Source organism: Modestobacter sp. VKM Ac-2982, from assembly GCF_026967935.1.
Classification (GTDB): Bacteria; Actinomycetota; Actinomycetes; order Mycobacteriales; family Geodermatophilaceae; genus Modestobacter.
The window spans coordinates 582,358-607,754 of sequence record NZ_JAPVBL010000003.1 but is presented as its reverse complement, the minus strand read 5'-3'; the positions used below and the strand labels follow the sequence as shown (position 1 = coordinate 607,754).

The window sequence follows — 25,397 nt, the reverse complement described above, 5'->3', positions numbered from 1 at the left end:
ACCCCCGACGCGCACGATCCGGTGGGGGCCAGCAGGATCGACCGGGTGAACACCGCGGACACCACGACCGTCGTCGGCGGCGGCATCGCCGGGATCGCCTGCGCCCGGGGCCTGGCCGACCGGGGGCTGCCGGTGCAGGTCCTGGACCGGGGCCGCCGGCTCGGTGGCCGGATGGGCGGCCGCACCCTGCACGGCCGCGCCGTCGACCTGGGCGCCTCCTACTTCACCGTGGGCGAGGACGACGGGTTCGCGCGGGTCGTCGCCGGGTGGGTGGACCGCGGCCTGGCCCGGCCGTGGACCGACACGTTCGCGGTCGCCGGACCGGACGGCATCGAGCGGACGACGTCCGGCCCGCTGCGGTACGGCACCGCGGGTGGCCTCCGCGGCCTGGTCGTCGACCTCGCCGAGGGCCTGGACGTGCAGCTGGATCGAGCGGTCGCCCGCGTCGGCGTCGGCGGGGGCCCGACGGTGGACGGGGACCCGGCCGCCGCCGTCGTGCTCGCGATGCCCGACCCGCAGGCGGCCCGGCTGCTGGACCCGGGGGCGGCGATCGCCGGGAGCCTGCAGGACGCCGAGTGGCAGCCCACGCTCGCGGTGGCCATCGGCTTCCCCGAGCGGAGCTGGCCGGCCGACCTGCACGGGGCCTTCGTGCACGACTCCCCGGTCCTGGACTGGGTCGCCGACGACGGCGACCGGCGCGGGGACGGCGCTCCCGTGCTGGTCGCCCACACGACGCCCGCCTTCGCCGCCGAGCACCTGGCCGAACCCGAGCGGGCCGCCCCCGCGGTCCTCGCCGCGGTCCGCGCCCTGCTCGGCCTGTCGGGCGAGCCGGAGTGGACGCACGTCCACCGCTGGACGTTCGCGAAGCCGACCGCCCCGCGGGAGGCGCCGTTCGCCCTGGTCGACGGCGTCGGGCTGTGCGGCGACGGGTGGGCGGCACCGTCGAAGGTGGAGAGCGCCTGGCGTTCCGGGGACGCCCTCGGCCACGCCCTGGCCGACGCGACCGCCTGACCGGCCCGCCGACCCTCCCCCGGGCATGCGGGTGGCGGACCTGCACCCGCTCGCGCGGTGACGGCGGAGGTCTCGCGCAGGCGCATCGTCGCCGCCAGGGGCTTGCGGGTGCTGGCATCGTGGTCGATCGTGCCGCTGCTGCTGATCGCCGTGCTGGACGTCGGTGCCTGAGCCCGCCCCTCCCCCACCCGAGGGAGGACGCCCCCCCGGGGGTGCAGCCGCCGCTCTCCGCTGCCGACCTGGTGGCATGGCGCCGCAGCGGACGACAGGTCGGGGGGACACCCTTGCCCGGTGGTCGGCGTTCGGCCGCCTCGCTGCCGGGATGGCCCTCCTGGGGATCGCCGTCGGCGCCGTCTTCCCGCTGTTCGCCGAGCTGCTGGGCGTGCCTGCCCGGTATGCCGCCGACTCGACGTTCCGCGCCGCGTGCCTCGCCGCCGGGCTGGTGCTCGGCGCGGCCAACTGGCTGCTGGCCCGGCAGGTCATCGGCAGCCGGCTGCGACTGCTGGCCGACCGGATCGCCGACGTCGCCGACGCGGTCGGCAACCCGGTGGGCACTGCCCAGGGCCCGGCCCTGCCGGCAGCCGCGCTGGCTCTCCCGGTGGGCTCGACGGACGACCTGGGCACCACCGCGGCGGCCTTCAACTCCCTGCTGGCAGCCCTGGACCGGGAGCGCCGCTTCCGCTCCGTGGTGCAGGCCACCAACGACGTCCTGGCGCTGCTCACCCCGAGCGGCTCCATCTCCTTCGTCTCCGACTCGGTCTCCGACGTGCTGGGCTGGTCACGCGAGGAGCTGCTGGGCCGGCAGGTGCACGAACTGGTGCACCTGGAGGACGCCGACCTCTTCACCGCCGACGGTGCGCCGATCACCAACGCCGCGGCCCCGTCCCAGGTCTTCCTCGTCCAGGCCCTGCACCGGGACGGCGGCTGGCGGCACCTGGAGGTCAGCTCCTCGGACCGGCGCGACGACCCCGTCATCGGCGGGCTGCTGCTGACCGCGCGGGACGTGACCGAACGGCTGGAACTCCAGCGCCGGCTCGCGTTCCAGGCCACGCACGACGGGCTGACCGGCCTGCCGAACCGGGCGGCACTGCTCGCCCGCGGGGCCGAGTTGCTGGCCGACCTGACCCCGCTCGCCGTGCTGCTGATCGACCTGGACCGGTTCAAGGAGGTCAACGACACCCTCGGGCACAGCTCCGGTGACCGCCTGCTCGCCCAGGTCGGAGCGCGACTGCAGCCCCTCCTGAGGGACGTCGACCTGCTCGCCCGGCTCGGCGGGGACGAGTTCGCCGTGCTCCTGCCGGGGGCGACGGATCAGGACGCGTGCGGTGCGGCGCGCCGGCTGCGCGACGCCCTCTGCACGCCGTTCCCGGTCGACGAGCTCGAACTGGACGTCGGCGCCAGCATCGGCGTGGCCGTCTCCGGCGACGCCCCGACGGAGATCGGCGCCCTGCTCCGCCAGGCCGACGTCGCCATGTACGTGGCCAAAGCGCGTCGGAGCGGCGTCGAGCTGTACGACCTCTCCACCGACCAGCACGACCGCAGGCGCCGGCTGCTCACCGAGCTCGGCCACACCTGACCCCCTCTGCCGCCGGTCCCGGTCTTGTCCTCGGCGGACAACTCATCTAGCGTTGAGTTCATCACTCGTTGAGTTGTTCGGAGGCCGTCGTGGACGCCGTCACCGTCACCGATCTCGTCGTGCACCGCGGTGCCCGGCCGGTCCTGCACGAGGTGGGGTGCTCGGTCCCCTCCGGGCAGGTCACCGGTCTGCTCGGGCCCAGCGGGAGCGGCAAGAGCACCCTGCTGCGCGCCCTGGTCGGGGCCCAGCGGATCCGGTCGGGCACCGTGACCGTGCTCGGCCACCCGGCCGGCTCGGCCGCGCTGCGCTCCCGGGTCGGGTACGTCACCCAGGCGCCCAGCGTCTACGGCGACCTCACCGTGCGGGAGAACGCCCGCCACTTCGCTGCGCTGTACGGCAGAGGTGCAGCGGCCGCCGATGCGGCGATCGCCGACGTCGGGCTGGCCGAGGCGGCCGGCCAGCTGGTCGGTGACCTCTCCGGCGGCCAGCGGGGCCGGGCGTCGCTGGCCTGCGCCCTGGTCGGCGAGCCGGAGCTGCTGGTGCTCGACGAGCCCACGGTCGGGCTGGACCCGGTGCTGCGGGTCGAGCTGTGGAGCCGGTTCCACGCCCTGGCCGCGGCCGGCACGACGTTGGTCGTCTCCAGCCACGTGATGGACGAGGCCGGTCGCTGCGACCGGTTGCTCCTGCTGCGCGACGGGCGGCTGCTCAGCGACTCCACCCCGGCCGAGCTGCGCGCCCGGACCGGCACCGACGACCTGGAGCAGGCCTTCCTCTCCCTGGTCCGCGCCACCGAGGAGGCGACGGCATGACCACCGCGGTCTCTCCCCGGCTCACCTCCGCCACCGCCGGCCGGGTGCTCCGCCAGCTCCGGCACGACCACCGGACGGTGGCGATGCTGCTGGTGCTGCCCAGTGCCCTGCTCGGGCTGCTGTACCTGCTGTGGGCCGACGTGCCCACCGCGCCCGGGCAGCCGGACACCTTCGACCGGGTCGGGCTCACCATGCTCGGGGTCTTCCCGTTCGTGGTCATGTTCCTGGTCACGAGCATCGCGATGCTGCGGGAGCGCACCTCCGGCACGCTGGAGCGGCTGCTCACCACCCCGCTCTCCCGGCTGGACCTGCTGCTCGGCTACGGCCTGGCCTTCGGTCTGGCCGCCGCCGCGCAGGCGGTGGTCACCGTGACGATCGCGACCACGGTCTACGACCTGGACGTCACCGGGTCTCTGTCCCTGGTCGTGCTCATCGCCGTCGTCGACGCCGCCCTGGGCGTGGCGCTCGGGCTGCTGGCCAGCGCGTTCGCCCGCAGCGAGTTCCAGGCCGTGCAGCTCATGCCGGTCGTCGTCCTCCCCCAGTTCTTCCTCTGCGGGCTGCTGGTGCCGCGGGACCAGCTGGCCGGCTGGCTGCAGGCGGTCAGCGACGTCCTGCCGCTGAGCTACGCCGTGGCGGCCCTCCAGGAGGTGGGCGCCTCCCCGGAGGCGACGGGCACCATGTGGGTCGACGTCGGTGTGGTGGCCGGCGCGACGCTGCTGGCCCTGGGGCTGGCCGCGGCCACCCTGCGGAGGAGGACCAGCTGAGCGACCCGGCAGCACGACCACGGCGCACCCGCCCGACCGGACGTCGTCCGGGCAACCCCGACACCCGGGAGGCGGTGCTCGCCGCAGCCCGGGCCGCCTTCGCCGAGCGCGGGTTCGACGGCGCCTCGATCCGGGTGATCGCCACGGCGGCGGGGGTCGACCCGGCGCTGGTGCACCACTACTTCGGCAGCAAGGACAAGCTCTTCCTCGCCGCCATCGAGGCCCCGGCCGACCCCGAGGAGCTGCTGCCCGAGCTGCTGGCCGGCGGGCCGGCGGACCTCGGCGCCAGCGTCGTCCGGCTGCTGCTGCAGGTGTGGGACGGCCCCGGCCGGGCGGCGGGGCTCGCCCTGGTGCGGTCCGCGGTCACCAACGAGTGGACCGCGCGCCTGCTCCGGGAGTTCCTGGTCTCCCAGGTGCTGCGCCGGGTGGTCGGCACGCTGGGACTGCCCCGCGCCGAGGGCGAGGCGCGGGGCTCCCTGGTCGCCTCCCAGCTGATCGGGGTGGTGATGGCGCGCTACGTGCTGCGGGTCGAGCCGCTGGCGTCGGCGTCGGCGGAGGAGCTGGTGGCCGCCGTCGGGCCCACGGTCCAGCGGTACCTGACCGGTGACGTCGACCTCCCCGGGGTCGTTGCACCCACCACCTAGGCTCTCGCGTCGATGAACAGCGACGACGGTTCCTCCGCCGGCTCGGACCGGCTCTCCACCGCGCCGGACGCGCCACCGGCCGCCCTCTGCCGGCGGGTCCGGAAGACCTACCGGACGGCGACGGAGTCGGTGACCGCGCTGGACGACGTCACCGTGGACATCCCCCGCGCGCAGGTGACCGTGGTCGTCGGCCCCTCGGGTTCGGGCAAGTCCTCGCTGCTGCGGCTGCTGGCCTGCATCGACTCCCCCGACGCCGGGGAGGTGCTCATCGCCGGCCAGCGGGTCGACCGGCTGGGTGCCCGGGCCCGCCGGGCGCTGCGGCAGCGACAGGTCGCCTACCTCTTCCAGCGCCCCGGGGAGAACCTGCTGCCCTACCTGGACGCGGTGGCCCAGATCCGGCTGGCCGCATCGCTGCGCGGAGCCCCGGTCACCGCGGCCGAGGCTCGTGCCCTGCTCGACCGGCTGGGGCTGGGCGGACGCGGCGACCACCACCCCGCGCAGCTGTCCGGCGGGGAGCAGCAGCGCCTGGCGGTGGCCTGCGGCGTCGTCGGGGACCCGGCGCTGGTCGTCGCCGACGAGCCCACGGCCGAGCTGGACACCGCAGCCGCCGAGCGGGTCCTCGTGGCGATGGAGGACCTCGCCGCGGCCGGGGTCGGGTTCGTCATCTCCTCGCACGACCCGCGGGTGATGGCGATCGCCGACGGCTTCGTCCGGCTGGACCACGGCCGGCTGGTCGCCTCGTGAACGCGCGGCTGCAGCCGGCCGGTGGGTTCACCGGCACGGGGCTGGTCAAGCGGTTCCGGCGTGGCGCGGAGACCGTGTCGGCGCTGGCTGGGGTCGGCCTGGAGGTCGGCTCCGGGGAGTTCGTCGCCCTGGTCGGCCCCTCCGGGTCCGGGAAGAGCACCCTGCTCGCGCTGCTGTGCGGCTGGGAGACCGCCGACGAGGGCGAGCTCGCGTACCTCGGCCCGCTCGCCGGACGCCGTCCCGAGGGCTTCGGCTGGCGGGACCTGGCGCTGGTGCCCCAGGCGCTCGGGCTGGTCGCCGACCTCAGCCTGGCCGACAACGTCCTGCTGCCCGCCCGGCTGAGCGGCACCCTCGCCGCCGAGGAGGCCCGCGCCAGGTCGCTGCTGACCGCCTTCGGGGTCGAGCACCTCGCCGACCGCTACCCGCACCAGGCCTCCCTGGGCGAGCAGCAGCGGGTCGCCGTCGCCCGCGCGCTGCTACTGCGCCCGGCGGTGCTGCTGGCCGACGAGCCCACCGCGCACCAGGACCGCGGCCACGCCGACCGGCTGCTCGACGCCGTCACCGACGCGGCCCGCGAGGGGTCGGCGGTGCTCATCGCCACCCACGACGAGATCGCCTGGGCCCGCGCCGACCGGGTGCTGTCCATGCGCGACGGCGTGGTCACCGAGGGGCTCCCGTCGTGAGCCGGCCACCGCTGTGGCGCCTGACACCGTGGACCCGGGCGCCCTGGCTCGGGCTGCGGCAGCCGGCCGCGGTCATCGCCGTGCTGGTGACCTCGGCGATCCTGGCCTGCGCGGTCGCCTCCGCCCCGCTGTTCCTCTCCTCCGCCCGCTCCGCGGCGCTGCAGCAGCAGCTCTCCCAGCGCTGCGACGAGGTGGCCCGCCCGCAGACCGGCGTCCAGTCGGCTCTCGTGGACGAGCAGCTCCAGCCGCTGGACGGCGGGGACGGCAGCAGCCGGCCGGAGCTCGACGAGTCGCTGCTGCAGGCCTGGGCGGACGCCGGGCTCGAGGCCGAACCGGTGCTGGCCACCGCTGCCATCGGCTCGTCGTCCCCGGGTTCCCCGGGGGCCCTGGTCCGCGGACCGGACGGCGCTGCCCTGTCGCAGCCGGTCACCCTCTTCCACCGGCCGGCCGCGCTGGACAACGTCGAGGTGGTCGAGGCCGGCAACGGATCAGGGGTCTGGGTGCCGGCGAGCGTCGCCGAGCAGGACGGCCTCGCGATCGGGGACCAGCTCGCCTTCGGCACCCAGCAGGCACCGGTCGCCGGGATCTACCAGGACCTGGCCGTCGCCAACCCCGACGACCCCTACTGGTGCGACTACCGGCTGCTGTTCTCCAACGAGGCCTCCGCGAACCGCGCCCCGCCGGCGATGCTCCTGGTCACCGACGAGAGCACCTTCTACCGGCTCGCCACTGCCGCGGCCGGCGGGGCGACCCGGCTCCAGCAGGTACCGGTGGACGCCTCCTCGCTGTCGGTCAGCGACGTACGCGATCAGCGGGAGACCCAGGAACGGATCGTCGCAGCCAGTGGCCTGGCGTCGGAGTTCGCGCCGGGTGTCCGCGCGATCGCCGTGCCCAACGACCGGCTGCCCGACGTGCTGGAACGTGCCGGGCTGATCGAGTCCGGGCTGCGCGGTCCGGTCGTCCCGGTTGCCGTGGCCGGGGCTCTGCTCGCCCTCGTGCTGGTCGCCTCTGCCGGCAGCTTCTGGGCCGACCGGCGGGCCACCGAGGTGCGGCTGCTCGCCGCCCGCGGGGTCGGCCCGGTGCCGCTGGCCGGCAAGGCGGCGCTGGAGCTGGGCCTGCCCGCGCTGGCCGGGGCGGCCTTGGGCTGGGCGGCGTCCCGGGTGCTGATCACCGGCCTCGGCCCCTCCGACGACCTCGACCCCTCGGCCACCTCCGCCGCCGCCTGGGCCGGGGTCGCCGCCTTCGTGGTCGGCCTGGGCGCCGCCTCGGCCGTGGCCGGGCTGCGGGCCCGCGGCACCGCGGAGCGACCGCTCGGGGCTGCGCCGCGGTGGCCGGCCCGGGTGCCGTGGGAGCTGGCCCTGCTCCTCGGCGCCGCGTGGTGCTGGCTGCTGCTGCAGTCGCGCGACGCGGTGGTCAGCGTGGCCTACGTGGCCCAGGTCAACGGGCTGCTGGTCGCCTTCCCGCTGCTGGCGATCGCCGGCGCCGCCGTCCTGCTCGGCCGGGGAGTCACCGCGTCGCTGCCCCGGTTGCGCCGCTGGGCCGGCCGGCGCCCACCCGCCGTCTTCCTCGCACTCAACCGGCTCTCCGCGGCCCGGCTGGCCACCGCCACTCTGCTGGTCGCGGTCACCCTCCCGGTCGCCGTGCTGGGCTACACCGCGACGCTGACCGCCAGCTCGCAGACCACCCTGGACGCCAAGGTCGGGGTGCAGATCGGCGCCGCCGCGGCGGCCACCACGGTCACCCGGTTCGAGGTGACCCCGGCGCTCGAGGCGGCCGGCACCTACGTCGTCCGCTACGACGGCAGCGCCGTGGCCGGCGACGACGGGCGGACGGACGTCCAGGTGCTGGCCGTCGACCCCGACGACTTCGCCGACACCGCCTTCTGGGACGACTCCTTCGCCGACCGCCCGCTCGCCGAGCTGCTGACCGCGCTGACCGGCCCGGAGGTCGACGGGCGGCTGCCGGTGGTCGCCGCCGGGCTCCCTGCCGGCGACCCCGACCTCCGGCTGGGCACCACCGCGGTGCCGGCCGAGGTGACCGCCACGGCCCGGGTCCTCCCCGGACGCCGCAGCGGCGACCCGGTCGTGCTCGTCGCGGCCGACCGGCTGCCGGAGATCTCCCGCAACGCCGGCGCCGCGCCCGCCGCCGAGCTGTGGACCAACGGCGACCTCGGTGCCGGGATCGACGCCCTGACCGACGCCGGCGGGCAGAACATCCGGGTGCTGACCCCCGGCGGGGTGCAGGAGAGCGCGAACTTCCTGGGCATCACCTGGACCTTCGGCTACCTCTCCGCGCTCGCCGTCTTCGTCGGGGTGATCGCCGTCGGCGGGTTGTTGCTGTACCTGGAGGCCCGTTCGCGCAGCCGCGTCTCCGGCTACGTGATGGCCCGCCGGCTGGGGCTCTCCCGAGGCGCGCACCTGCGCTCGCTGCTCGTCGAGCTGGTCGGGGTCGCGGTCGCCGGGTTGCTGCTCGGGACGCTGCTGGCCGCCGGGGCGGTGGCGCTGGTGTACCGCCGGCTGGACGTCGACCTGGTGCGCCCGCCCACGCCGCTGCTGGACGTCCCCTGGTCGGCGATCGCCGGGACGGCGGTGGCCACCGTCGTCGTCGCCGGGCTCGCGGCGCTGTACGCCCAGCGGGCCGCCGACCGGGCCGACCCGGCGAGCGTGCTCCGCGAGGACGCGTGAGCCCCGTCCACCCCCACCCGCCCAGCAGTGATCAGGTCACCTGATCACCGACTGTCCCCCCGCACCAGCATTGCTGCGGGGGGACAGCGTTGGATCAGGTCACCTGATCAACGTCAGCGCGGCGCGCGGGCGAGCTGGCGGCTCTGCGCGACCAGCCGGCCGGTGGAGTCCCAGATCCGGTAGTCCTCGTCCAGCCAGCCGCCGGCGATCTCGTTCGCCCGCGCCTCGACCAGGCACCAGCCCGGTGCCGGGAGCGCGCGGACGAGCACCTGCAGCTGCACCGTGGGCGCCCAGCCGAACACCCCCATCGCCCAGGAGGTCGGCGGCAGCGCGTCGGCGAAGGTCACCAGCGCCAGCGGGTCCGGCTCGCGGCCGTCGGCGAAGCGCAGCCAGGCCCGCATCATCGGCTCCTCGGCCGGCTGCCCCAGCGCCCAGCCGGCGGTCAGCGGGTCCAGCCGGACGTCGACCCGCTGGGTGAGCCCCGGCACCGACACCGATGACGGCGCCAGGTGCGCGTTCTCGGCGATGGAGACGCAGTCCTGCACGGGGGTCGCGGCCGGCATCGGCGAGGAGAAGGTCGCGGCGTCGGCCGTGAGCGTCGCCGTCGTCGCCTGGACGGTCACCGCGGGCCCGGCGGCGTCGGCCAGCACCACGGCCGAGTGGGCCAGCGTCCGCCCGGCCGGGCCCGGGGTGACGGTCAGCGCCGCCGGTCCGGCCGCGGCGGCGTGCAGGTAGCTGGCCGACAGGGCGACCGGGTGGGCGTGCGGCGACTCGAGCACCGCCGCCCGCGCGGCGACGGCGAGCAGGTACCCGCCGTTCAGGATCCCGCCACCGACGTCCCACCCCGGGTCCAGCTCGGCGGTCAGGCCGCCCCCCTCGGTCCGGGCGACGGCGGTCGCGGTGTCGAAGGCGGAGCGGTGATCGGTCTGCGGCACGACGGACAGCCTGCCAGCCGTCCCACCGGGAGCGGGACGTCTGTCCACCGTCGGCTCAGCCGACGGGCCAGGCGGCCACCCGCTCGTAGCGCGGCTCGGGCCCGAGGCGGCTGCGCCACAGCACCACCTCGGGCACCGGCCAGATCGGTCCCCGGTACCCGGCGAGCCGTTCGGGCAGGTCGCCGTCGGCCGGCTGCCCGGGTCGCCACCGCCCCACGGTCAGGTGGGCCCGGAACGGCCGGTCCTCGACGGTCAGACCGACGCTGCGAGCAGCGGCGGCCAGCCGTCCGGCGAGCGCGGTCAGCTCCGGCACGTCGCCGGCCAGCCCGGCCCAGCACACCGCAGGACGACGGCGTGACCCGAACCGGCCGGCACCGGCCAGCTGCAGGGACAGCGGCGGCGTGCCGGCGACCGCCGGGGTGACCGCCACGCGCAGGGGCGCCAGCAGCGGGGCCGGCACCTCGCCGAGGAACACCAGGGTCAGGTGCCACCGGGAGGTCGGCGTCCAGCGGGGCGCGCCGGGGGCGAACCGCAGTGGCCGGAGCGCCCGGTCCAGATCAGCCGTGGCCGCAGCCGGCGGGTCGACGGCGAGGAAGAGCCGGCCGGCCGAGGAGGGCCGGGGTGCCGACTCGGTCAGCCGGTCACCACCAGCCCGGCGGCCTCCAGGTCCCCGAGCAGCCGGATCCGCTCGAGCTCACGGACCTCCGGGGGCACGGTGGTCAGCTGCTGGGGCACCTCGAGCAGCACGGCGGCTTCCACGAGCAGGTCGTCGTAGGCGGCCAGCAGGCCACGGCGCCGCTCCATCGGCATGCCCCCCGGGACCATGGCGAGTTCGCGGGCGAGCCGGCGCAGGTCGGCCGCGACCCGTTCCAGCGGCCGGCGCGGCCGGTCGACCGACCCGGTCGCGGTCGTGTCGCGCGGCACGCGACGTCCGGCGGGATGGGAACCGGTGGGGCGGCGGCGGGGCGGGAGCGCAGACGGGAGGGGGGCCGGTGGGCGATCGACGGACTCGGTGACGGTCCGGGCACGGCGGCGGGCCGCGAGGTCGGCCTGCAGCTGGCCCGTCGCCCAGCGGAGCAGCAGGACGAGCAGGGCCACGCCCACGACCAAGAGGGCGACGGTGCCACCCAACTGCAGCAACGACGCCCCTACTTCCGCGGAGACAGACCCTCCCTCGGGCACGGGCCGACGGTACGTCGCACATCCCGCTGTGACAATGCGAACGCTGTGCGCAACCGCGTCGCGCACTGAGTGCTCATGCGCCATGAGCACAGCGTGAGGTCCTCAGTGCGGCTGATCGCGCGCGGCCGGTCCCCCCGGCACCTGCTCGTCGGCCAGTGCGGCCAGCCCGGCGGCGCGGGTCGGCGTCGTGGCGGCCGCGACGTGCAGCTGCATGCTCGGCGGCCGGACGTGCAGCTCCAGCCGCACCTGGCGGCCCCGGGAGAGCACCGCACCGGCCGCAGCCGCCACCACCACGACGACCAGGCCGCCGCCGATGAAGCCCCAGGGCGCGCCGAAGCGCTCGGAGATCCAGCCGATCAGCGGCGCACCGACCGGCGTCCCGCCCATGAAGCACATGAAGTAGAGCGCCAGCACCCGGCCGCGCATCTGCGGCTCCACCCCCAGCTGCACGAAGCTGTTGCAGGCCACGCTGAAGACCAGCGCCGCAGCACCGGTCGGGACGAGGGCGACGGCGAAGGCGTAGTAGTTGCCCATCAGCCCGCTCACGATCAGCAACAGCCCGAAGGCGACCGCGGAGACGATGAGGAACCGCTGCAGCGGCCGGGTGCTGCGCCGGGTCGACAGCAGCGCACCGGACAGGGAGCCGACGGCGAAGGTGGTGGAGAGCAGCCCGAACGCGCCGGCGCCCAGGTCGAAGACCTCGCGGGCCATCAGCGCGATGGTGATCTGGGAGTTGAAGCCGAAGGTGCCCACGACGAAGGCCAACAGCATCGCCAGCTGCAGGTCCGGGTGCTGCCGGGTGTAGACCAGCGTCTCCCGCAGCTGCCCGCGCGAGCGGGCGACCGGGGTGCTGCGGCTCAGCTCCCCGACCCGCATCGCGGCCAGCGAGGCGATGGTGCAGGCGAACGTGGCGGCGTTGACCAGGAACGCCGGGGCGGTGTCCCCGCCCGAGACCGCGATCAGCGCCCCGGCCACCGCGGGCCCCACCAGCCGGGCACCGTTGAACACCGTGGAGTTGAGGCTGACCGCGTTGGCCAGCAGGTCCGAGCCGACCATCTCCGAGACGAACGACTGGCGCACCGGGACGTCGAGGGAGGAGACCACGCCCAGCCCCAGGGCCAGCAGGTAGACGTGCCACAGCGCGATCGAGTCGGTGGCGACCAGCAGGCCCAGCCCCAGGGCGAGCACGCCCATGACCGCCTGGGTGAGCATCAGCACCCGACGCTTGTCGTACCGGTCCGCCAGCACCCCGCCGTAGAAGCTGAAGAAGAGCGTCGGCCCGAACTGCAGGGCGGTGGTGATGCCCAGCGCGACACCGCTGTCCCCGGACAGCTGCAGCACCAGCCAGTCCTGGCCGATGCGCTGCATCCAGGTCCCGGTCTGGCTGACCAGGTTGGCCGAGACGTAGAGCCGGAAGTTGCGGACGCGCAACGCCCGGAACATCCCGGCGCGGGGGGCGGGATCAGGAGCCGTCGAGGTCACCCACTGGCGAGCTTCTCCATGATCACCGCAGCCTCGCGCAGCACGTCGCGGTCCTCGGCCGACAGCTCCTGGAGCCGACCGGCCAGCCACGCCTCGCGGGCCCGGACCTCCTCGTTCAGCAGCTCCTCGGCCGCTGCGGTCAGGTCGATGACCACCTGCCGGCCGTCGGTGGGGTGCGGGGTGCGGGTGACCAGGCCCCGGGACTCCAGCGCGACGACCACCCGGGTCATCGACGGCGGCTGCACCCGCTCGTGCGCCGCCAGCTCGCCCGGGCTCATCGCGCCGTGCCGCTTGAGGGTCGACAGGGCGGCGAGGTGGGTCAGCGTCACCGAGGTGTCCACCCGCTGGTTCCGCAGCCGCCGGGAGAACCGCATGACCGCCAGCCGCAGGTCGTGGGCGAGCGCTGCGGTGTCCAGCGTCGTCCGAGCCACGTCTTCCACCTTAACCGGAGTAGAAAGCCTGCCTAAGGAAGTACGACGGGACCCCCCTCAGAGCAGCTGCTGGATCGGGTCGAGCGCGAAGTAGACGACGAAGACGGCGGCCACCACCCACATGAGCGGGTGCACGTCACGGCGGCGGCCGACCGCCAGCCGCAGGAGCACGAAGCTGACCACCCCGGCGCCGATGCCGTTGGTGATCGAGTAGGTGAACGGCATCAGCGCGATCGTCAGGAACGCCGGGATGACCAGCGACATGTCGTCCCAGGAGAGGTCGCGGATCTGGCTGATCAGCATGGCGCCCACGATCACCAGCACCGGCGCCGCCGCCTCGGAGGGCACCACCTGCACCAGCGGGGTGAAGAACGCGGCCACCAGGAAGACGACACCGGTGACGACGCTGGCCAGGCCGGTGCGGGCGCCGTCCCCGACGCCGGCGGCGCTCTCGATGTAGGTGGTGTTCGAGGAGATGCTGGAGGCACCGCCGGCGGCAGCGGCCAGCGAGTCGACCAGCAGGACCGGCTGGGAGCGGGGCAGGTTGCGGTTCTCGTCCAGCAGGTCACCCTCGGCACCCACCGCCGTCACGGTGCCGACGGTGTCGAAGAAGTCCGCGATCATGATCGAGAAGACGATGAGGAGGGCGGCGAGGACGCCGATCCGCTCGAAGCCGCCGAACAGCGAGAAGTTGCCGATCAGCGACAGGTCGGGCAGGCCGAACCAGTCATCGGGCCACGACGGCACCTGCAGCGCCCAGCCACGCGGGTCCAGCTCGTTGCCGTCCGGGCCCACGCGCGGTCCGACGTCGGCGATCGCCTCGACGACGATTGCGAACACCGTCGTGATCACGATGCCCAGGAGCAGGCCGCCCCGGACCTTGCGGACGACCAGCACGCTGGTGAGCAGCAGGCCGACGACGAAGGTGAGCATCGGCCACCCCGCCAGCTGGCCACCGACACCGAAGCTGATCAGTGGCGCCCCGGGCCGGATGATCCCGGCGTCGGACAGCCCGATGATGGTCAGGAAGAAGCCGATGCCGACCGCGATGGCGATCTTCAGCTGGGGCGGGATCGCCTCGAACACCGCCTTCCGCAAGCCGGTGAGCACCAGCACGGTGATGAGCAGGCCCTCGAGCACGACCAGCCCCATCACCTCGGGCCAGGTGAGCTGGGTGGCCGCGTAGACGGCGACGATCGCGTTGATGCCCAGGCCGGTGGCCAGCGCGAACGGGTAGCGGCCGACGATGCCCATCGCGATGGTCAGCACACCGGCGACGAAGGCGGTGACGGCGGCGACCGAGGCGAACGGCAGGGTGTTCCCGTTCACGTCCGCGCCGGACAGGATGATCGGGTTCAGGACGACGATGTACGCCATCGCGAAGAACGTCGTGAACCCACCGCGCACCTCACGGCCGACCGTGGACCGGCGCTCGGTGATCGAGAAGTACCGGTCCAGCCCGTTCTTGGGGCGCACCTTCGGCCCGGGGCTGCGCCGCGGGCCGGTCACGACCTCGGCGGGCGTCCCGGCCGGCGCCCCGCCGAACGCGGTCGCACCGGTGCCGCCGACGACCTTGCGGGCACGGTTGCGTGACTTGTCGGGCATGGGTGGACCCCCGGGGACGGCGACCGGCACGGCTCCGGCGGGGTCGACGTCCCCGCAGGCCGCCCGGTGCGGTGGCATCGAGCGGCGACAGCGTGCCACACCGCTCGGGCGCGTCGGGCGGACCACCGTCCCGACCTGCGGCGCAGCGGCCTAGGGTCGGGGCGTGCCCGCTCCGACCCGGCCCTCGCCCCCGCCCCTGCAGGTCGACACGGTGCGGGTGGTCCTGGCCGGTACCGCCCTGTGGGCGATCGCCCTGGTGGTGCTGCTCCTGCTCGGCGACCGGGTGGACCCGGTCTGGACCTGGACCTGCGTGGCCGGTGTCGTGCTGCCCGGCCTCGGCCTGTTGATCATGCGCTGGCAGGGCCAGCGCTGACACCGCGGCGCTGCTCTCCGCTGTGCACGCCGAGTGGACGCTGTGCACGCGCCGCAGCGCGTGCACAGCGCACGAAGAGCGTGCAACGCGCCGCGCTCAGATGACGTCGAAGTCCGCGGTGTCGTAGCGGGCCGTGGGGATGAACTCGACCGGCTCGCCGTCGGTGCGCTCCAGGCTGGCCTGGCTGTGCGCACCGCAGCCGTGGTCGGCGGTGACGACGTGCCCGTCGGCCGGGGAGTAGGCGTTGCTGCACGCGCCGAGCGACAGGCGGAGCGAGCCGGCCAGCGGCAGGTAGAAGCCACAGGTCGCGCACGGACCGGGTGCGTGCCGGGCCATCGACGAGCGCGGCCCGAAGTCCCCGTCGCGCCAGCGCTGCGCGGCCTCGATGCGCCCCTCCGGAGAGAGCACCCGCTCCCGGCCGATGCCCAGCTCCTCGGCGACGATGCGGCCGGCCGGGTCCTCGGCGGAGTCGTCGTCGGCCAGGTACGCGGGCACCAGTCGGGCGTCGTCCTCGGTGGAGGGCAGCACGTCGCCCACCGACAGGTCCCCGGGGCGCAGCCGCTCGTGCCACGGCACCCAGGCCGGTGCGAGCAGCGCCGAGTCGCCCGGGAGCAGCACGACCTCGTCGAGGGTGACCTCCTCAGCGCCGGGCACCGCGGCCAGCGTCACGGCCCAGTGCCACCCCGCGTAGCCGGGGAGGGTGGCGGCGAAGGAGTGCGTGCCGACGACGCCGAGCGCGGCCGGGTCGGCCTCCTCGGCCAGCGCCTCCGGGGTCACCCCCAGGTGCTCACCGACCGCCGCCGGGTCACCGGCCACCTCGACCGCAGCGGCCCGCGCCTGCTCGACCGCAGCGGCCAGCACCTCGTCGGGAGAGGGGCCAGGGGACGCGGCGGTGGGAACTGAGTCGGACACGTCCCCCATTGTCGCCGATGACGGCAAGGCCGTCCCGGCCAGGGAGGTCCTTCCGCCCCGCCGGGCGCACAGGCGGCTGCGGCACCATGGGCGCGTGCCCGACTCCCCCGCCCCGCACGCCCGACGGCGGCTGCGGTCGGCACGAGGCGGCCGGGGACACCGGGTCGAGAGCGCACCGCCGGGTCATCCGCACCGCCGATCAGGAGGCAACGACGTGAACGGCGCAGGACGAGCATCGGGGACGGCACTGCTGAGCGGGGTGCTGCTGCTCGCCGGGTGCGGGGACTCCGGCGGAACCGCCGCCGGCGGTGGCGAACCCGTCCCCTCGATCACCGTGCAGGCCGGAGGGGAGGAGATCACCGTCGACCCGACCCAGTACTGCCTGGACGGGGAGGGCCAGCGCTACCGGACCGAGCCCACGTACGTGGAGGTCGCGCCGGACACCGAGATCGTGCTGCAGGTGCCCGACGTGGTGGCCGACGCCGGCTGGAGCGTCCAGGTGTTCGACCAGCAGCTCGAGGAGCGGATCGGCGAGATCGACGTGCCCGCGGGCACCACCGTGTTCGACGAGATCAGCACCTCCGACGTCGTGCCCCCGACCTACTACCTGGTGGTCGTGGAGGACTCCGACCCCGACGCCTGCTCGGGGCTGTCCGGTGCCTGGCCGGTGGGGTTCATCCGCGCCGACGGTGTCGCCGGGACGACCACCAGCCCGGCCGGCTGACGGCCCCGCTGCGAGTGGCGGGGGTCCCTCGTCAGGCGTCCAGGTCGGCGGCGACCGCGCGGAGCACCGCGGCGACCTTGTGGGCCGTCGGCTTGTCGGGGTGACGCCCGTGCCGCATGCCCTCCGAGACGTCGTCCAGCAGCTTGATCAGGTCCTCGAGGATCGGCACCATGTCGTCGGGCTTCTTGCGGGTGCCGGCGACCGCGGACGGCAGCGGGTCGAGCACCTGGACCTGCAGCGCCTGGTCACCCCGGCGGCCCTGGACGATGCCGAACTCCACGCGCTGGCCGGGCTTGAGCTCGGTGGTGCCGGCGGGGAGCGCGTCCTTGTGCACGAACACGTCGGGCCCGCCGTCGTGTGCGAGGAAGCCGAAGCCCTTCTCCGGGTTGAACCACTTCACCTTGCCGCTGGGCACGTCGATCCCTCAGTCAGTCGTTCCGGGTCCCGGCCGTCGCGGCCGGTGGCGTCAGCCACGGTGGGCTGCACGTCTCCCAGGTTAGCCACGGTCGGCCACCCCGCAGCCACTGCTCTCCGGGCCGGCCAGCGGTTCACGCGAAGCGGTGCGCGGCTTCCGCCTGCAGGCCCAGATCCTCGATCGACACCTCGCGCATCTCGACCTTGCGCACCTTGCCGGTCACCGTCATCGGGAACGCGTCGACGACCTTCACGTACCGGGGCACCTTGTAGTGGGCCAGCTTGCCGGCGCAGAAGGCCCGCAGCCCCTCCGCGGTGAGCGGCTCCGCCCCGGGGCGCAGCCGCACCCAGGCCATCAGCTCCTCGCCGAACCGCGCGTCCGGGACGCCGATCACCTGGGCCTCGACGACGTCGGGGTGGGTGAAGAGGAACTCCTCGATCTCGCGCGGGTACACGTTCTCCCCGCCGCGGATGACCATGTCCTTGATCCGGCCGACGATGTTGAGATAGCCGGCGTCGTCCATCACGGCGAGGTCGCCGGTGTGCATCCACCGGGCGGCGTCCAGCACCTCGGCGGTCTTCTCCGGCTCGCCCCAGTAGCCCAGCATCACCGAGTAGCCGCGGGTGCAGAACTCGCCGGTCTCCCCGCGCGGGACGGTCAGCCCGGTCCGGGGGTCGACCACCTTGACCTCCAGGTGCGGGTGCACCCGCCCGACGGTCGACGTCCGCCGGTCGAGGTCGTCCGCGGCGCCGGTCTGGGTGGACACCGGCGAGGTCTCGGTCATGCCGTAGCAGATGGTCACCTCGGCCATCCCCATCTCGTCGACCACCCGCTTCATCACCTCCACCGGGCACGGCGAGCCGGCCATGATCCCGGTGCGCAGGCTGGACAGGTCGTAGGAGGCGAAGTCCGGCAGCGCCAGCTCGGCGATGAACATGGTGGGGACGCCGTAGAGCGACGTGCACCGCTCCTCCTGCACCGCGCGCAGGGTCGCCGCGGGGTCGAACCCGGGTGCCGGGATGACCATCGTCGCCCCGTGCGAGGTGCAGCCGAGGTTGCCCATCCCCATGCCGAAGCAGTGGTAGTAGGGCACCGGGATGCAGACCCGGTCGGCCTCGGTGTAGCCGCAGCCCTCGCCCACGAAGAACCCGTTGTTGAGCAGGTTGTGGTGGGTGAGCGTGGCGCCCTTGGGGAAGCCCGTCGTCCCGGAGGTGTACTGGATGTTGATCGGGTCGTCCGGTGAGAGCTGCGCCGCCCGCTCGACGAGCCGGGCGCGGTCGCCCGCCCGTCCGGTGTCCAGCAGCTGCTGCCACTGCGGGTCACCGAGGAAGACGACCTCGCGCAGCGCGGGGCAGTCCACGCGGACCTCGTCGACCATCGCGCGGTAGTCGCTGCCCTTGAACTCCGGCGCGGCCACCAGGACCGAGATGCCCGACTGGCGCAGCACGTAGGACAGCTCGTGGGTGCGGTAGGCGGGGTTGATGTTGACCAGGACGGCGCCGAGCTTCGCCGTCCCGTACTGCACGAAGACCCACTCGGCGCAGTTCGGCGCCCAGATGCCGACCCGGTCGCCCTTCTGCACGCCGAGGGCGTCCAGGCCGAGCGCGCAGGCGTCGACGTCGGCGACCAGCTCGGGATAGGTCCAGCGGCGGCCCGTGGCGCACTCGACGAGCGCCTCGTGGTCGCCCACCCGCGCTGCCGTCCGGTCGAGGTCGCCCCCGATCGTGTCGCCCAGCAGGGGCACCGTGGAGGTGCCGCTGCTGTAGGACGGCAGCGCGGGCGCCGTCACCTGCCCTCGCCCGCCATCAGGCCGGCCCGGTTGGGCTTGTCGACCGGGTGGGCGTAGCGCAGCCGCTCCGGCGGGAGCGGGAAGGCGTGGTCCTCACCGAACGGCGAGAGGCCACCGGCCATCTCGCTGACCAGCTCGGTCACCGGCGGACCGTCGCCGCTCGACTGCCCCCAGGTGGGCTCGACCAGGTGAGCGTGCTTCGCCTTGCGCTTGGACATGACGCCTCCAGTTGCTCTGCCGGGCCAGGGAGTGCTGCCCGGGTGTCTCGTCCGCCATCTTCCCGTGTGACACCCGACTCACGCACGCCACGGGGTCACCGTGTCGCTGGGAGGGGTCACCGCCGGTCGGCCCGCCGGGCGCCGTAGACCGTGCCGGCGCCGTCCGCGGTCAACAGCCACTCCCGCGGGGAGGCCTCGGCGTAGCGCACCTCGGCGCCGTCCAGCCGCTGCACCGCACGGGTGCGCCAGACGGCCGTGGACACCAGCTGCAGCCGCAGCGGCTCGTCGGTCAGCTCGTCGTACCCGGCCGGCTCGACCTGCAGCAGCGCCGGACCGGCGATCCGCAACCGCCCGTGCTGCCACGGCTCGCGGGCCAGGGCGGCGGTCCAGCGGCGGGCGCGCAGCCAGGCGCCCAGCCCGATGACGGCCACGACGACCCCGCCCACGACGAGCAGCACGGCCATCAGGCCGGCGAACGGTGGCCGAGCACCGCCGTCGGCGGTGATCCGGACGACGGCGGCCCCCAGCAGCCACCCCAGGACGACGGCGACCAGGCCGCCGACCAGCCAGCGCAGTGCGCCGGCCCGGAGCGCGGCCAGGTCGGTGCGGGTCTGCGGGTCGTCGAGGGCGGGCACCCCGGGATGGTGACAGAGCCCGGCCGCCCGAGCAGGCACGCCGGCCCTCGACGTAGCGTGGAACGGATGCCCCCGGACCAGCCCGCCACGCTCGCCGCCTGGCTGCGCACCCGCACCGACGAGCAGCTGGGCGCCCTCCTGGTGGCCCGGCCCGACGTCGCACGCCCGGCGCCCTCCGACGTGGTCGGGCTGGCGACCCGGCTCGCGGTGCCCGTCTCGGTCGACCGTGCGCTCGACGAGCTGGACGCGGCGACCCTGCAGGTGCTGGACGCGGTGCTGCTCTCCCCCACCGACGGCGTCCCGCGCACCGAGCTGCCCGGGCTGCTGCCCGGCGTCCCGGCCGAGGTGGTCGACGCCGCGGTCGAGACGCTGACCACCCGGGCGCTGCTCTGGGGCGACGACGACCTGCACGCGCCCGAGCCGGTGCGCCGGGCGGTCCGCTACCCCGCCGGGCTCGGCCGCCGGGCCACCGACCTCCGGGTCCCCCTCCCCCGCGACCTGCCCGGCACGCTGGCCGACCTGGCCGCCGACGAGCGCACGGTGCTCGATCGGCTGGCCGGCGACCGCCCGGTCGGCCACCTCCCCGACACCACCGCCGGGTCGCTGAGCCCGGCCCGCCGGCTGCTGCAGGCCGGGCTGCTCGCCCGCATCGACGCGGTGAACGTGGAGCTGCCCCGCGAGATCGGCCTGGCGCTGCGCGGCGACCGCCCGCTCGGCCCGCCGCGGCTGCGGCCCGAGCCGGAGGTCAGCGAGCGCGACCCGGCGATCGCCGACCGGCAGGCCGCGGGTGCCGCGCTCGAGGTGCTCAGCCGGGTGAACGACGTGCTCACCGCGCTGGAGGAGGAGCCGGCCGGGCTGCTGCGCAGCGGCGGGCTGGGCGTGCGGGACCAGAAGCGGCTGGCCAAGGAGCTGCGCATCGGGGAGGCCGACCTCGCCTTCCTGGTCGAGGTCGCGCACGCCGCCGGTCTGCTGGACGTCGGTGGCGCGCAGCGCGACGAGTGGCTTCCCACCCGCGGGTACGACGCGTGGCGGGAGCAGGACCTCGCCGACCGGTGGGCGCTGCTGGCCGCCGGCTGGCTGACCAGCGTCCGGCTGATCTCGCTGGTGGGCCAGCGCGACGCGGCCGGCAAGGCGGTCAACGTGCTCTCCCCCGACGTCGTCCGGCAGACCGCACCCACGCTGCGGCGCTCGGCGCTGCGCGTGTTGGCCGAGTTCCCGCCCGGGCAGGGCCTCACCTCACCGGAGCTGGTGGCGCTGCTGCGCTGGCGCACCCCGCGGCGGGCCGACCGACTGGCCCCGGTCCCCGACCTGCTCGCCGAGGCCGAGCGGCTGGGGGTGCTGGTCGGCGGCGTGCTGAGCAGTGGCGGGCGCGGCCTGCTGACCGGCGGGGAGGACGACGCCGCGGACGCGATGCGCGGCCTGCTGCCGGCCCCGGTCGACCACGTGCTCGCCCAGCCCGACCTGTCGCTGATCGCCCCCGGGCCACTGGTGGCCGACCTGGCCGGCACGCTCGCCGTCGTCGCCGACGTCGAGTCCTCGGGCGGGGCCACGGTCTACCGCGTCTCCGACGGGAGCATCCGGCGGGCGCTGGACGCCGGCTGGTCGGCCGGCGAGCTGCACGACTTCTTCACCCGGGCCTCCCGCACGCCGGTGCCGCAGGCGCTGGAGTTCCTGATCGACGACGTGGCCCGCCAGCACGGCCGGCTGCGGGTGGGCGCGATCGAGTGCTACGTCCGCTCCGACGACCACGGCCTGGTCTCCCAGGTGCTCAGCGACCGGCGGACGGCGGGTGCGGAGCTGCGCCGGCTGGCCCCGGGGGTGCTGGTCAGCGGGCTCGGGGCCGACGAGGTGCTCACCGTGCTGCGGACGGCGGGGTACGCGCCGGCCGGGGAGTCCTCCGGTGGCGCGGTGCTGACCCGGCCGAAGGCCCCACCGCGGGCGGCCGGTCGCCGTCCCGGTGCGGCTGCGGCGATCGCCCCCCGCCCGCTCGCACCCGACGACGTCGCGGCGACCGTGCGGGAGATCCGGGCCGGGGACAGCGCCCTCGCCGCCCGCCGCACCGATCCGGCGCGTCAGGTGCCCGGGGTGACGACCGCGAGCACGCTGGAGCTGCTGAGCCGGGCGGTGCGCCAGGGCGTGCCGGTCTGGCTCGGCTACGTCGACGCCCAGGGCAGCGGCAGCCAGCGGATCGTCCAGCCGGTCTCGCTGGCCGGTGGCTTCCTGCAGGGGTTCGACGAGGGGCGCGGGGAGAGCCGCACCTTCGCCGTCCACCGGATCACCTCGGTCGCCCTGGCCGATGCCGAGGACGCCGCCGCGCCGTCCTGATCTCTGTTCCCTTGATCGGGTGAGTCCGGGATGATCAAGCATCCGCCCGGCGTTGCGCGGATCGGTTGGCGTGTGCAACCAGCGGCCGGGCAGCAGATCCCGGACCTCCGCTGGTTGCCGCCAGGGTCGAGGAGCGTGGAGATGACGAGGCAGCGAACGGTGGCCGATCGGCTGGCAGCGGCACTGGGGGCGGTGCTGGGGACGGCGCAGCCGCCCCTGCGCCTGCGCGGCTGGGACGGTTCCCTGGCCGGGCCGCCCGGCGCACCGGTGCTGGCGATCCGCTCCCGGCGGGCGCTGCGCCGGCTGGTCTGGTCGCCCGGCCAGCTGGGCCTGGCGCGTGGCTACGTCGCCGGGGACATCGACATCGAGGGCGACGTCTTCGCCACCTTCGCCGCCCTGCGCTCGGCCGGCCGGCTGGCCGAGACCGGTCCGATGGCCCCGCCCACCTGGCGCGAGCGGCTCGGACTGCTCGGCACCGCGCTACAGTTGGGGGCCATCGGCCCCGAGCCGGCCCCGCCGGCCGAGGAGATCGACCTTGGTCGGGCCGGCCGGCGGCACTCCCGGTCCCGCGACGCGGCGGCGATCTCCCACCACTACGACGTGGGCAACGACTTCTACTCCCTCGTCCTGGGCCCCTCGATGGTCTACTCCTGCGCCGTCTGGGAGACCCCGGAGACCGGCCTGGACGCCGCTCAGGAGGCCAAGCTCGACCTGGTCTGCCGCAAGCTGGGCCTCACCGAGGGCGCACGCCTGCTGGACATCGGCTGCGGCTGGGGCTCGATGGCCATCCACGCCGCCCAGCGGTACGGCGCCGAGGTCGTGGGGATCACGCTGTCGGAGGAACAGGCCCGGATGGCCCGCAAGCGGGTCGCCGAGGCCGGCCTGACCGACCGGATCGACATCCGGGTGCAGGACTACCGGGCCGTGGACGACGAGCCGTTCGACGCGATCAGCTCGATCGGCATGGCCGAGCACGTGGGCCGGGCGCAGATGCCCGAGTACGCCGCCCAGCTGCGCGCCCTGCTGCGCCCCGGCGGCCGGCTGCTCAACCACGCGATCAACTGGAACGACGGCACCGCCACCACGGACCCGGACAGCTTCATCTCCCGGTACGTCTTCCCCGACGGGGAGCTGCTGGGGCTGGGCGAGACGGTCGGCCTGCTGGAGTCCGCCGACCTCGAGGTGCTCGACGTCGAGGCGCTGCGCCAGCACTACGCGCTCACCCTCCGCGCCTGGGTGCAGCTGCTGGAGCAGAACTGGCACGCCGCCGTCGCCGCCTCCAGCGAGGGCCGAGCGCGGGTGTGGCGGCTCTACATGGCCGCCTGCGCGCTCGCCTTCGAGGCCGGCGACATGGGCGTCAACCAGGTGCTGCTGCAGAAGACCGGCGGCGAGCAGCCGCCGCTTCGCCGCACCGCCTGGACCTGACCCGGCTCCTCCTTGCCGGCGGTTGAGCCGCGCCACCGACCGTTGAGCCACGCCGAGCCGCGGCTCGACGGTCGGGCCGGCGGCTCAACCTCCGGCTCGCGGCCCCGCTGCCGACGCCCTGAGGTCGGCTGCACACCGCCGTCCGGAAGGGGACGTCGTCCTGCGGCGTTACCGTGGACAGTCCGGCGCGCCCGTCTGCGCCGGAGCCCCGAACAGAGGATGCGCACCCGTGAGCGAGCTCGCGAGCTCAGCGACAAGCACAGCAGTGCCGCGAACGCGGACGACGAGCGCCAGCGAGGAGCTCAAGTGAGTGACGGCCCCCTGATCGTCCAGTCGGACAAGACCCTGCTGCTCGAGGTCGACCACCCGTCGTCCAAGGAGTGCCGGGCCGCGATCGCCCCGTTCGCCGAGCTGGAGCGCTCCCCCGAGCACGTGCACACCTACCGGGTCACCCCGCTGGCGCTGTGGAACGCGCGCGCCGCCGGCCACGACGCCGAGCAGGTCGTCGACGCGCTCGTCCGGTACTCGCGCTACCCGGTGCCGCACGCCCTGCTGGTCGACATCGCCGACACGATGGACCGCTACGGCCGGCTGACCCTGGCCAACCACCCGGTGCACGGGCTGACGCTGACCACCACCGACAAGGCCGTGCTGGAGGAGGTCGTCCGCAGCAAGCGGGTGGCCCCGATGCTCGGCGCGCGCATCGACGCCGACTCGGTCGTCGTCCACCCCTCCGAGCGCGGTCGGCTCAAGCAGGCGCTGCTGAAGATCGGCTGGCCGGCCGAGGACCTCGCCGGCTACGTCGACGGGCAGGCCCACCCGATCGAGCTCGACCAGTCCGACTGGCACCTGCGCGACTACCAGCAGCAGGCCGTGGACGGCTTCTGGGCCGGCGGCTCGGGTGTCGTCGTGCTGCCCTGTGGTGCCGGGAAGACGCTGGTCGGCGCCGCGGCGATGGCCGAGGCCAAGGCGACCACGCTGATCCTGGTCACCAACACCGTCTCCGGGCGGCAGTGGAAGCGCGAGCTCATCGCCCGCACCACGCTGACCGAGGAGGAGATCGGCGAGTACTCCGGGGAGCGCAAGGAGATCCGGCCGGTCACCATCGCGACCTACCAGGTGATCACCACCCGCCGGAAGGGCGAGTACCGGCACCTTGACCTCTTCGACGCCCAGGACTGGGGCCTGATCATCTACGACGAGGTGCACCTGCTCCCGGCGCCGATCTTCCGGCTCACCGCCGACCTGCAGTCGCGTCGCCGGCTGGGGCTCACCGCGACGCTGGTGCGCGAGGACGGGCGGGAGGACGACGTCTTCTCCCTGATCGGGCCGAAGCGCTACGACGCCCCGTGGCGGGACATCGAGGCGCAGGGGCACATCGCGCCGGCCGAGTGCGTCGAGGTGCGGGTCAGCCTGGACGACGAGGAGCGGATGACCTACGCGGTCGCCGAGCCGGAGGAGCGCTACCGGATCGCGGCGACCGCCCAGTCGAAGCTGCCGGTGATCCGCCGGGTGCTGGAGCGACACCCCGACGAGCCGTCCCTGGTGATCGGCGCCTACCTGGACCAGCTGGAGGAGCTGGGCGCTGCCCTCGACGCCCCGGTGATCCAGGGGTCGACGACGAACAAGGAGCGGGAGCGGCTGTTCCAGGCCTTCCGCACCGGCGAGATCCGCACCCTCGTCGTCTCCAAGGTGGCGAACTTCTCCATCGACCTGCCCGAGGCCGCGGTCGCGGTGCAGGTGTCGGGGACGTTCGGCTCCCGGCAGGAGGAGGCCCAGCGGCTCGGCCGGGTGCTGCGTCCCAAGGCCGACGGCCGGCAGGCGCACTTCTACACCGTGGTCAGCCGGGACACCCTGGACAGCGAGTACGCCGCCCACCGGCAGCGCTTCCTGGCCGAGCAGGGCTACGCGTACACGATCGTGGACGCCGCCGACCTGGCCGGCCCGGGCGAGGTCAACGGCCCCGACTGGGTCGACGAGCCCGCCGACTGAGGAAGGACCCCCTCGCCCCCCAGCCCTCGCTCCGCTCGG

The 25,397-nt window shown here is 74.9% G+C and carries 24 protein-coding genes; 13 read left to right on the top strand and 11 right to left on the bottom strand.

Going from position 1 to position 25,397, the window contains the following annotated elements:
* The first annotated feature begins 45 nt into the window (after positions 1-45).
* The 8 genes from O2W20_RS13510 (at position 46) to O2W20_RS13475 (ending at position 8,915) form a co-directional block, all read left to right on the top strand.
* Positions 46-1,011 (top strand): NAD(P)/FAD-dependent oxidoreductase, encoded by a 966-nt coding sequence (locus O2W20_RS13510; protein ID WP_269172112.1) that lies wholly within the window; start codon positions 46-48, stop codon positions 1,009-1,011.
* A gap of 322 nt (positions 1,012-1,333) precedes the next feature.
* Positions 1,334-2,587: a sensor domain-containing diguanylate cyclase gene (locus O2W20_RS13505; RefSeq protein ID WP_269172113.1), complete on the top strand. Its 1,254-nt coding sequence runs from the start codon at positions 1,334-1,336 to the stop codon at positions 2,585-2,587.
* A gap of 89 nt (positions 2,588-2,676) precedes the next feature.
* Positions 2,677-3,396, top strand: a complete 720-nt coding sequence (locus O2W20_RS13500) for an ABC transporter ATP-binding protein (RefSeq protein ID WP_269172114.1) — start codon at positions 2,677-2,679, stop codon at positions 3,394-3,396.
* On the top strand, positions 3,393-4,160 hold the full coding sequence (locus O2W20_RS13495; RefSeq protein WP_269172115.1) for an ABC transporter permease: 768 nt from the start codon (positions 3,393-3,395) through the stop codon (positions 4,158-4,160). The genes O2W20_RS13500 and O2W20_RS13495 overlap by 4 nt, the downstream gene beginning before the upstream one ends.
* Positions 4,161-4,234: 74 nt before the next feature.
* Positions 4,235-4,804, top strand: coding sequence for a TetR/AcrR family transcriptional regulator (locus O2W20_RS13490; RefSeq protein WP_269172116.1), 570 nt, complete (start codon positions 4,235-4,237; stop codon positions 4,802-4,804).
* Between the two features lie 12 nt (positions 4,805-4,816).
* Complete coding sequence (locus O2W20_RS13485; RefSeq protein WP_269172117.1) at positions 4,817-5,548, top strand: ABC transporter ATP-binding protein; 732 nt, start codon at positions 4,817-4,819, stop codon at positions 5,546-5,548.
* Positions 5,545-6,231 carry an ABC transporter ATP-binding protein gene (locus O2W20_RS13480; RefSeq protein ID WP_269172118.1) on the top strand — a complete coding sequence of 229 codons (687 nt, stop codon included), beginning with the start codon at positions 5,545-5,547 and terminating at the stop codon, positions 6,229-6,231. Before O2W20_RS13485 ends, O2W20_RS13480 begins: the two co-directional genes overlap by 4 nt.
* On the top strand, positions 6,228-8,915 hold the full coding sequence (locus O2W20_RS13475; protein ID WP_269172119.1) for an FtsX-like permease family protein: 2,688 nt from the start codon (positions 6,228-6,230) through the stop codon (positions 8,913-8,915). The genes O2W20_RS13480 and O2W20_RS13475 overlap by 4 nt, the downstream gene beginning before the upstream one ends.
* Positions 8,916-9,028: 113 nt before the next feature.
* Here O2W20_RS13475 and O2W20_RS13470 read toward each other — a convergent pair whose 3' ends face one another.
* From O2W20_RS13470 to O2W20_RS13445, 6 genes are all read right to left on the bottom strand, one after another.
* The gene (locus tag O2W20_RS13470) at positions 9,029-9,850 is read right to left on the bottom strand and encodes an acyl-CoA thioesterase (protein WP_269172120.1); all 822 of its coding nucleotides are present in this window, start codon (positions 9,848-9,850) and stop codon (positions 9,029-9,031) included.
* Positions 9,851-9,905: 55 nt separating this feature from the next.
* Entirely contained in the window at positions 9,906-10,487 is a 582-nt protein-coding gene (thpR, locus tag O2W20_RS13465) for an RNA 2',3'-cyclic phosphodiesterase (protein WP_269172638.1), read from the bottom strand.
* Positions 10,484-11,032 (bottom strand): hypothetical protein, encoded by a 549-nt coding sequence (locus O2W20_RS13460; RefSeq protein ID WP_269172121.1) that lies wholly within the window; start codon positions 11,030-11,032, stop codon positions 10,484-10,486. Before O2W20_RS13460 ends, thpR begins: the two co-directional genes overlap by 4 nt.
* 102 nt (positions 11,033-11,134) lie before the next feature.
* Complete coding sequence (locus tag O2W20_RS13455; protein ID WP_269172122.1) at positions 11,135-12,514, bottom strand: MFS transporter; 1,380 nt, start codon at positions 12,512-12,514, stop codon at positions 11,135-11,137.
* Positions 12,511-12,945: a MarR family winged helix-turn-helix transcriptional regulator gene (locus O2W20_RS13450; RefSeq protein WP_269172123.1), complete on the bottom strand. Its 435-nt coding sequence runs from the start codon at positions 12,943-12,945 to the stop codon at positions 12,511-12,513. Before O2W20_RS13450 ends, O2W20_RS13455 begins: the two co-directional genes overlap by 4 nt.
* A 57-nt stretch (positions 12,946-13,002) precedes the next feature.
* Positions 13,003-14,550 (bottom strand): NCS2 family permease, encoded by a 1,548-nt coding sequence (locus O2W20_RS13445; protein WP_269172124.1) that lies wholly within the window; start codon positions 14,548-14,550, stop codon positions 13,003-13,005.
* 163 nt (positions 14,551-14,713) lie between these two features.
* Here O2W20_RS13445 and O2W20_RS13440 point away from each other — a divergent pair, with 163 nt between their 5' ends.
* Positions 14,714-14,923, top strand: a complete 210-nt coding sequence (locus tag O2W20_RS13440; RefSeq protein WP_269172125.1) for a DUF2530 domain-containing protein — start codon at positions 14,714-14,716, stop codon at positions 14,921-14,923.
* A 96-nt stretch (positions 14,924-15,019) separates the two neighbouring features.
* Here the strand turns inward: O2W20_RS13440 and O2W20_RS13435 are convergent, their stop codons facing one another.
* Positions 15,020-15,844 (bottom strand): DUF3027 domain-containing protein, encoded by an 825-nt coding sequence (locus tag O2W20_RS13435; protein ID WP_269172126.1) that lies wholly within the window; start codon positions 15,842-15,844, stop codon positions 15,020-15,022.
* Between the two features lie 205 nt (positions 15,845-16,049).
* Between O2W20_RS13435 and O2W20_RS13430 the strand changes: the two genes are divergently transcribed.
* Positions 16,050-16,559, top strand: coding sequence for a DUF2771 family protein (locus O2W20_RS13430; protein WP_269172127.1), 510 nt, complete (start codon positions 16,050-16,052; stop codon positions 16,557-16,559).
* A gap of 31 nt (positions 16,560-16,590) precedes the next feature.
* On the opposite strand, the gene O2W20_RS22805 is transcribed toward O2W20_RS13430, so the two are convergent.
* The 4 genes from O2W20_RS22805 to O2W20_RS13410 all read right to left on the bottom strand — a co-directional run bounded on the left by O2W20_RS22805 (position 16,591) and on the right by O2W20_RS13410 (position 19,616).
* Positions 16,591-16,974, bottom strand: a complete 384-nt coding sequence (locus O2W20_RS22805; RefSeq protein WP_269172128.1) for a cold-shock protein — start codon at positions 16,972-16,974, stop codon at positions 16,591-16,593.
* Between the two features lie 133 nt (positions 16,975-17,107).
* Positions 17,108-18,763, bottom strand: coding sequence for an AMP-binding protein (locus O2W20_RS13420; RefSeq protein WP_269172129.1), 1,656 nt, complete (start codon positions 18,761-18,763; stop codon positions 17,108-17,110).
* Positions 18,760-18,981, bottom strand: a complete 222-nt coding sequence (locus tag O2W20_RS13415; protein ID WP_036334673.1) for a hypothetical protein — start codon at positions 18,979-18,981, stop codon at positions 18,760-18,762. Before O2W20_RS13415 ends, O2W20_RS13420 begins: the two co-directional genes overlap by 4 nt.
* Positions 18,982-19,097: 116 nt before the next feature.
* Positions 19,098-19,616, bottom strand: a complete 519-nt coding sequence (locus tag O2W20_RS13410; protein WP_269172130.1) for a hypothetical protein — start codon at positions 19,614-19,616, stop codon at positions 19,098-19,100.
* A gap of 66 nt (positions 19,617-19,682) precedes the next feature.
* On the opposite strand from O2W20_RS13410, the gene O2W20_RS13405 reads away from it, so the two are divergent.
* The 3 genes from O2W20_RS13405 (at position 19,683) to O2W20_RS13395 (ending at position 25,358) form a co-directional block, all read left to right on the top strand.
* Positions 19,683-21,941, top strand: coding sequence for a helicase C-terminal domain-containing protein (locus O2W20_RS13405; RefSeq protein WP_269172131.1), 2,259 nt, complete (start codon positions 19,683-19,685; stop codon positions 21,939-21,941).
* A gap of 141 nt (positions 21,942-22,082) precedes the next feature.
* A complete protein-coding gene (locus tag O2W20_RS13400; protein WP_269172132.1) occupies positions 22,083-23,366 on the top strand; it encodes an SAM-dependent methyltransferase in 1,284 nt (427 codons plus the stop codon).
* 306 nt (positions 23,367-23,672) lie between these two features.
* Positions 23,673-25,358 carry a DNA repair helicase XPB gene (locus O2W20_RS13395; protein WP_269172133.1) on the top strand — a complete coding sequence of 562 codons (1,686 nt, stop codon included), beginning with the start codon at positions 23,673-23,675 and terminating at the stop codon, positions 25,356-25,358.
* Positions 25,359-25,397 lie beyond the last annotated feature (39 nt).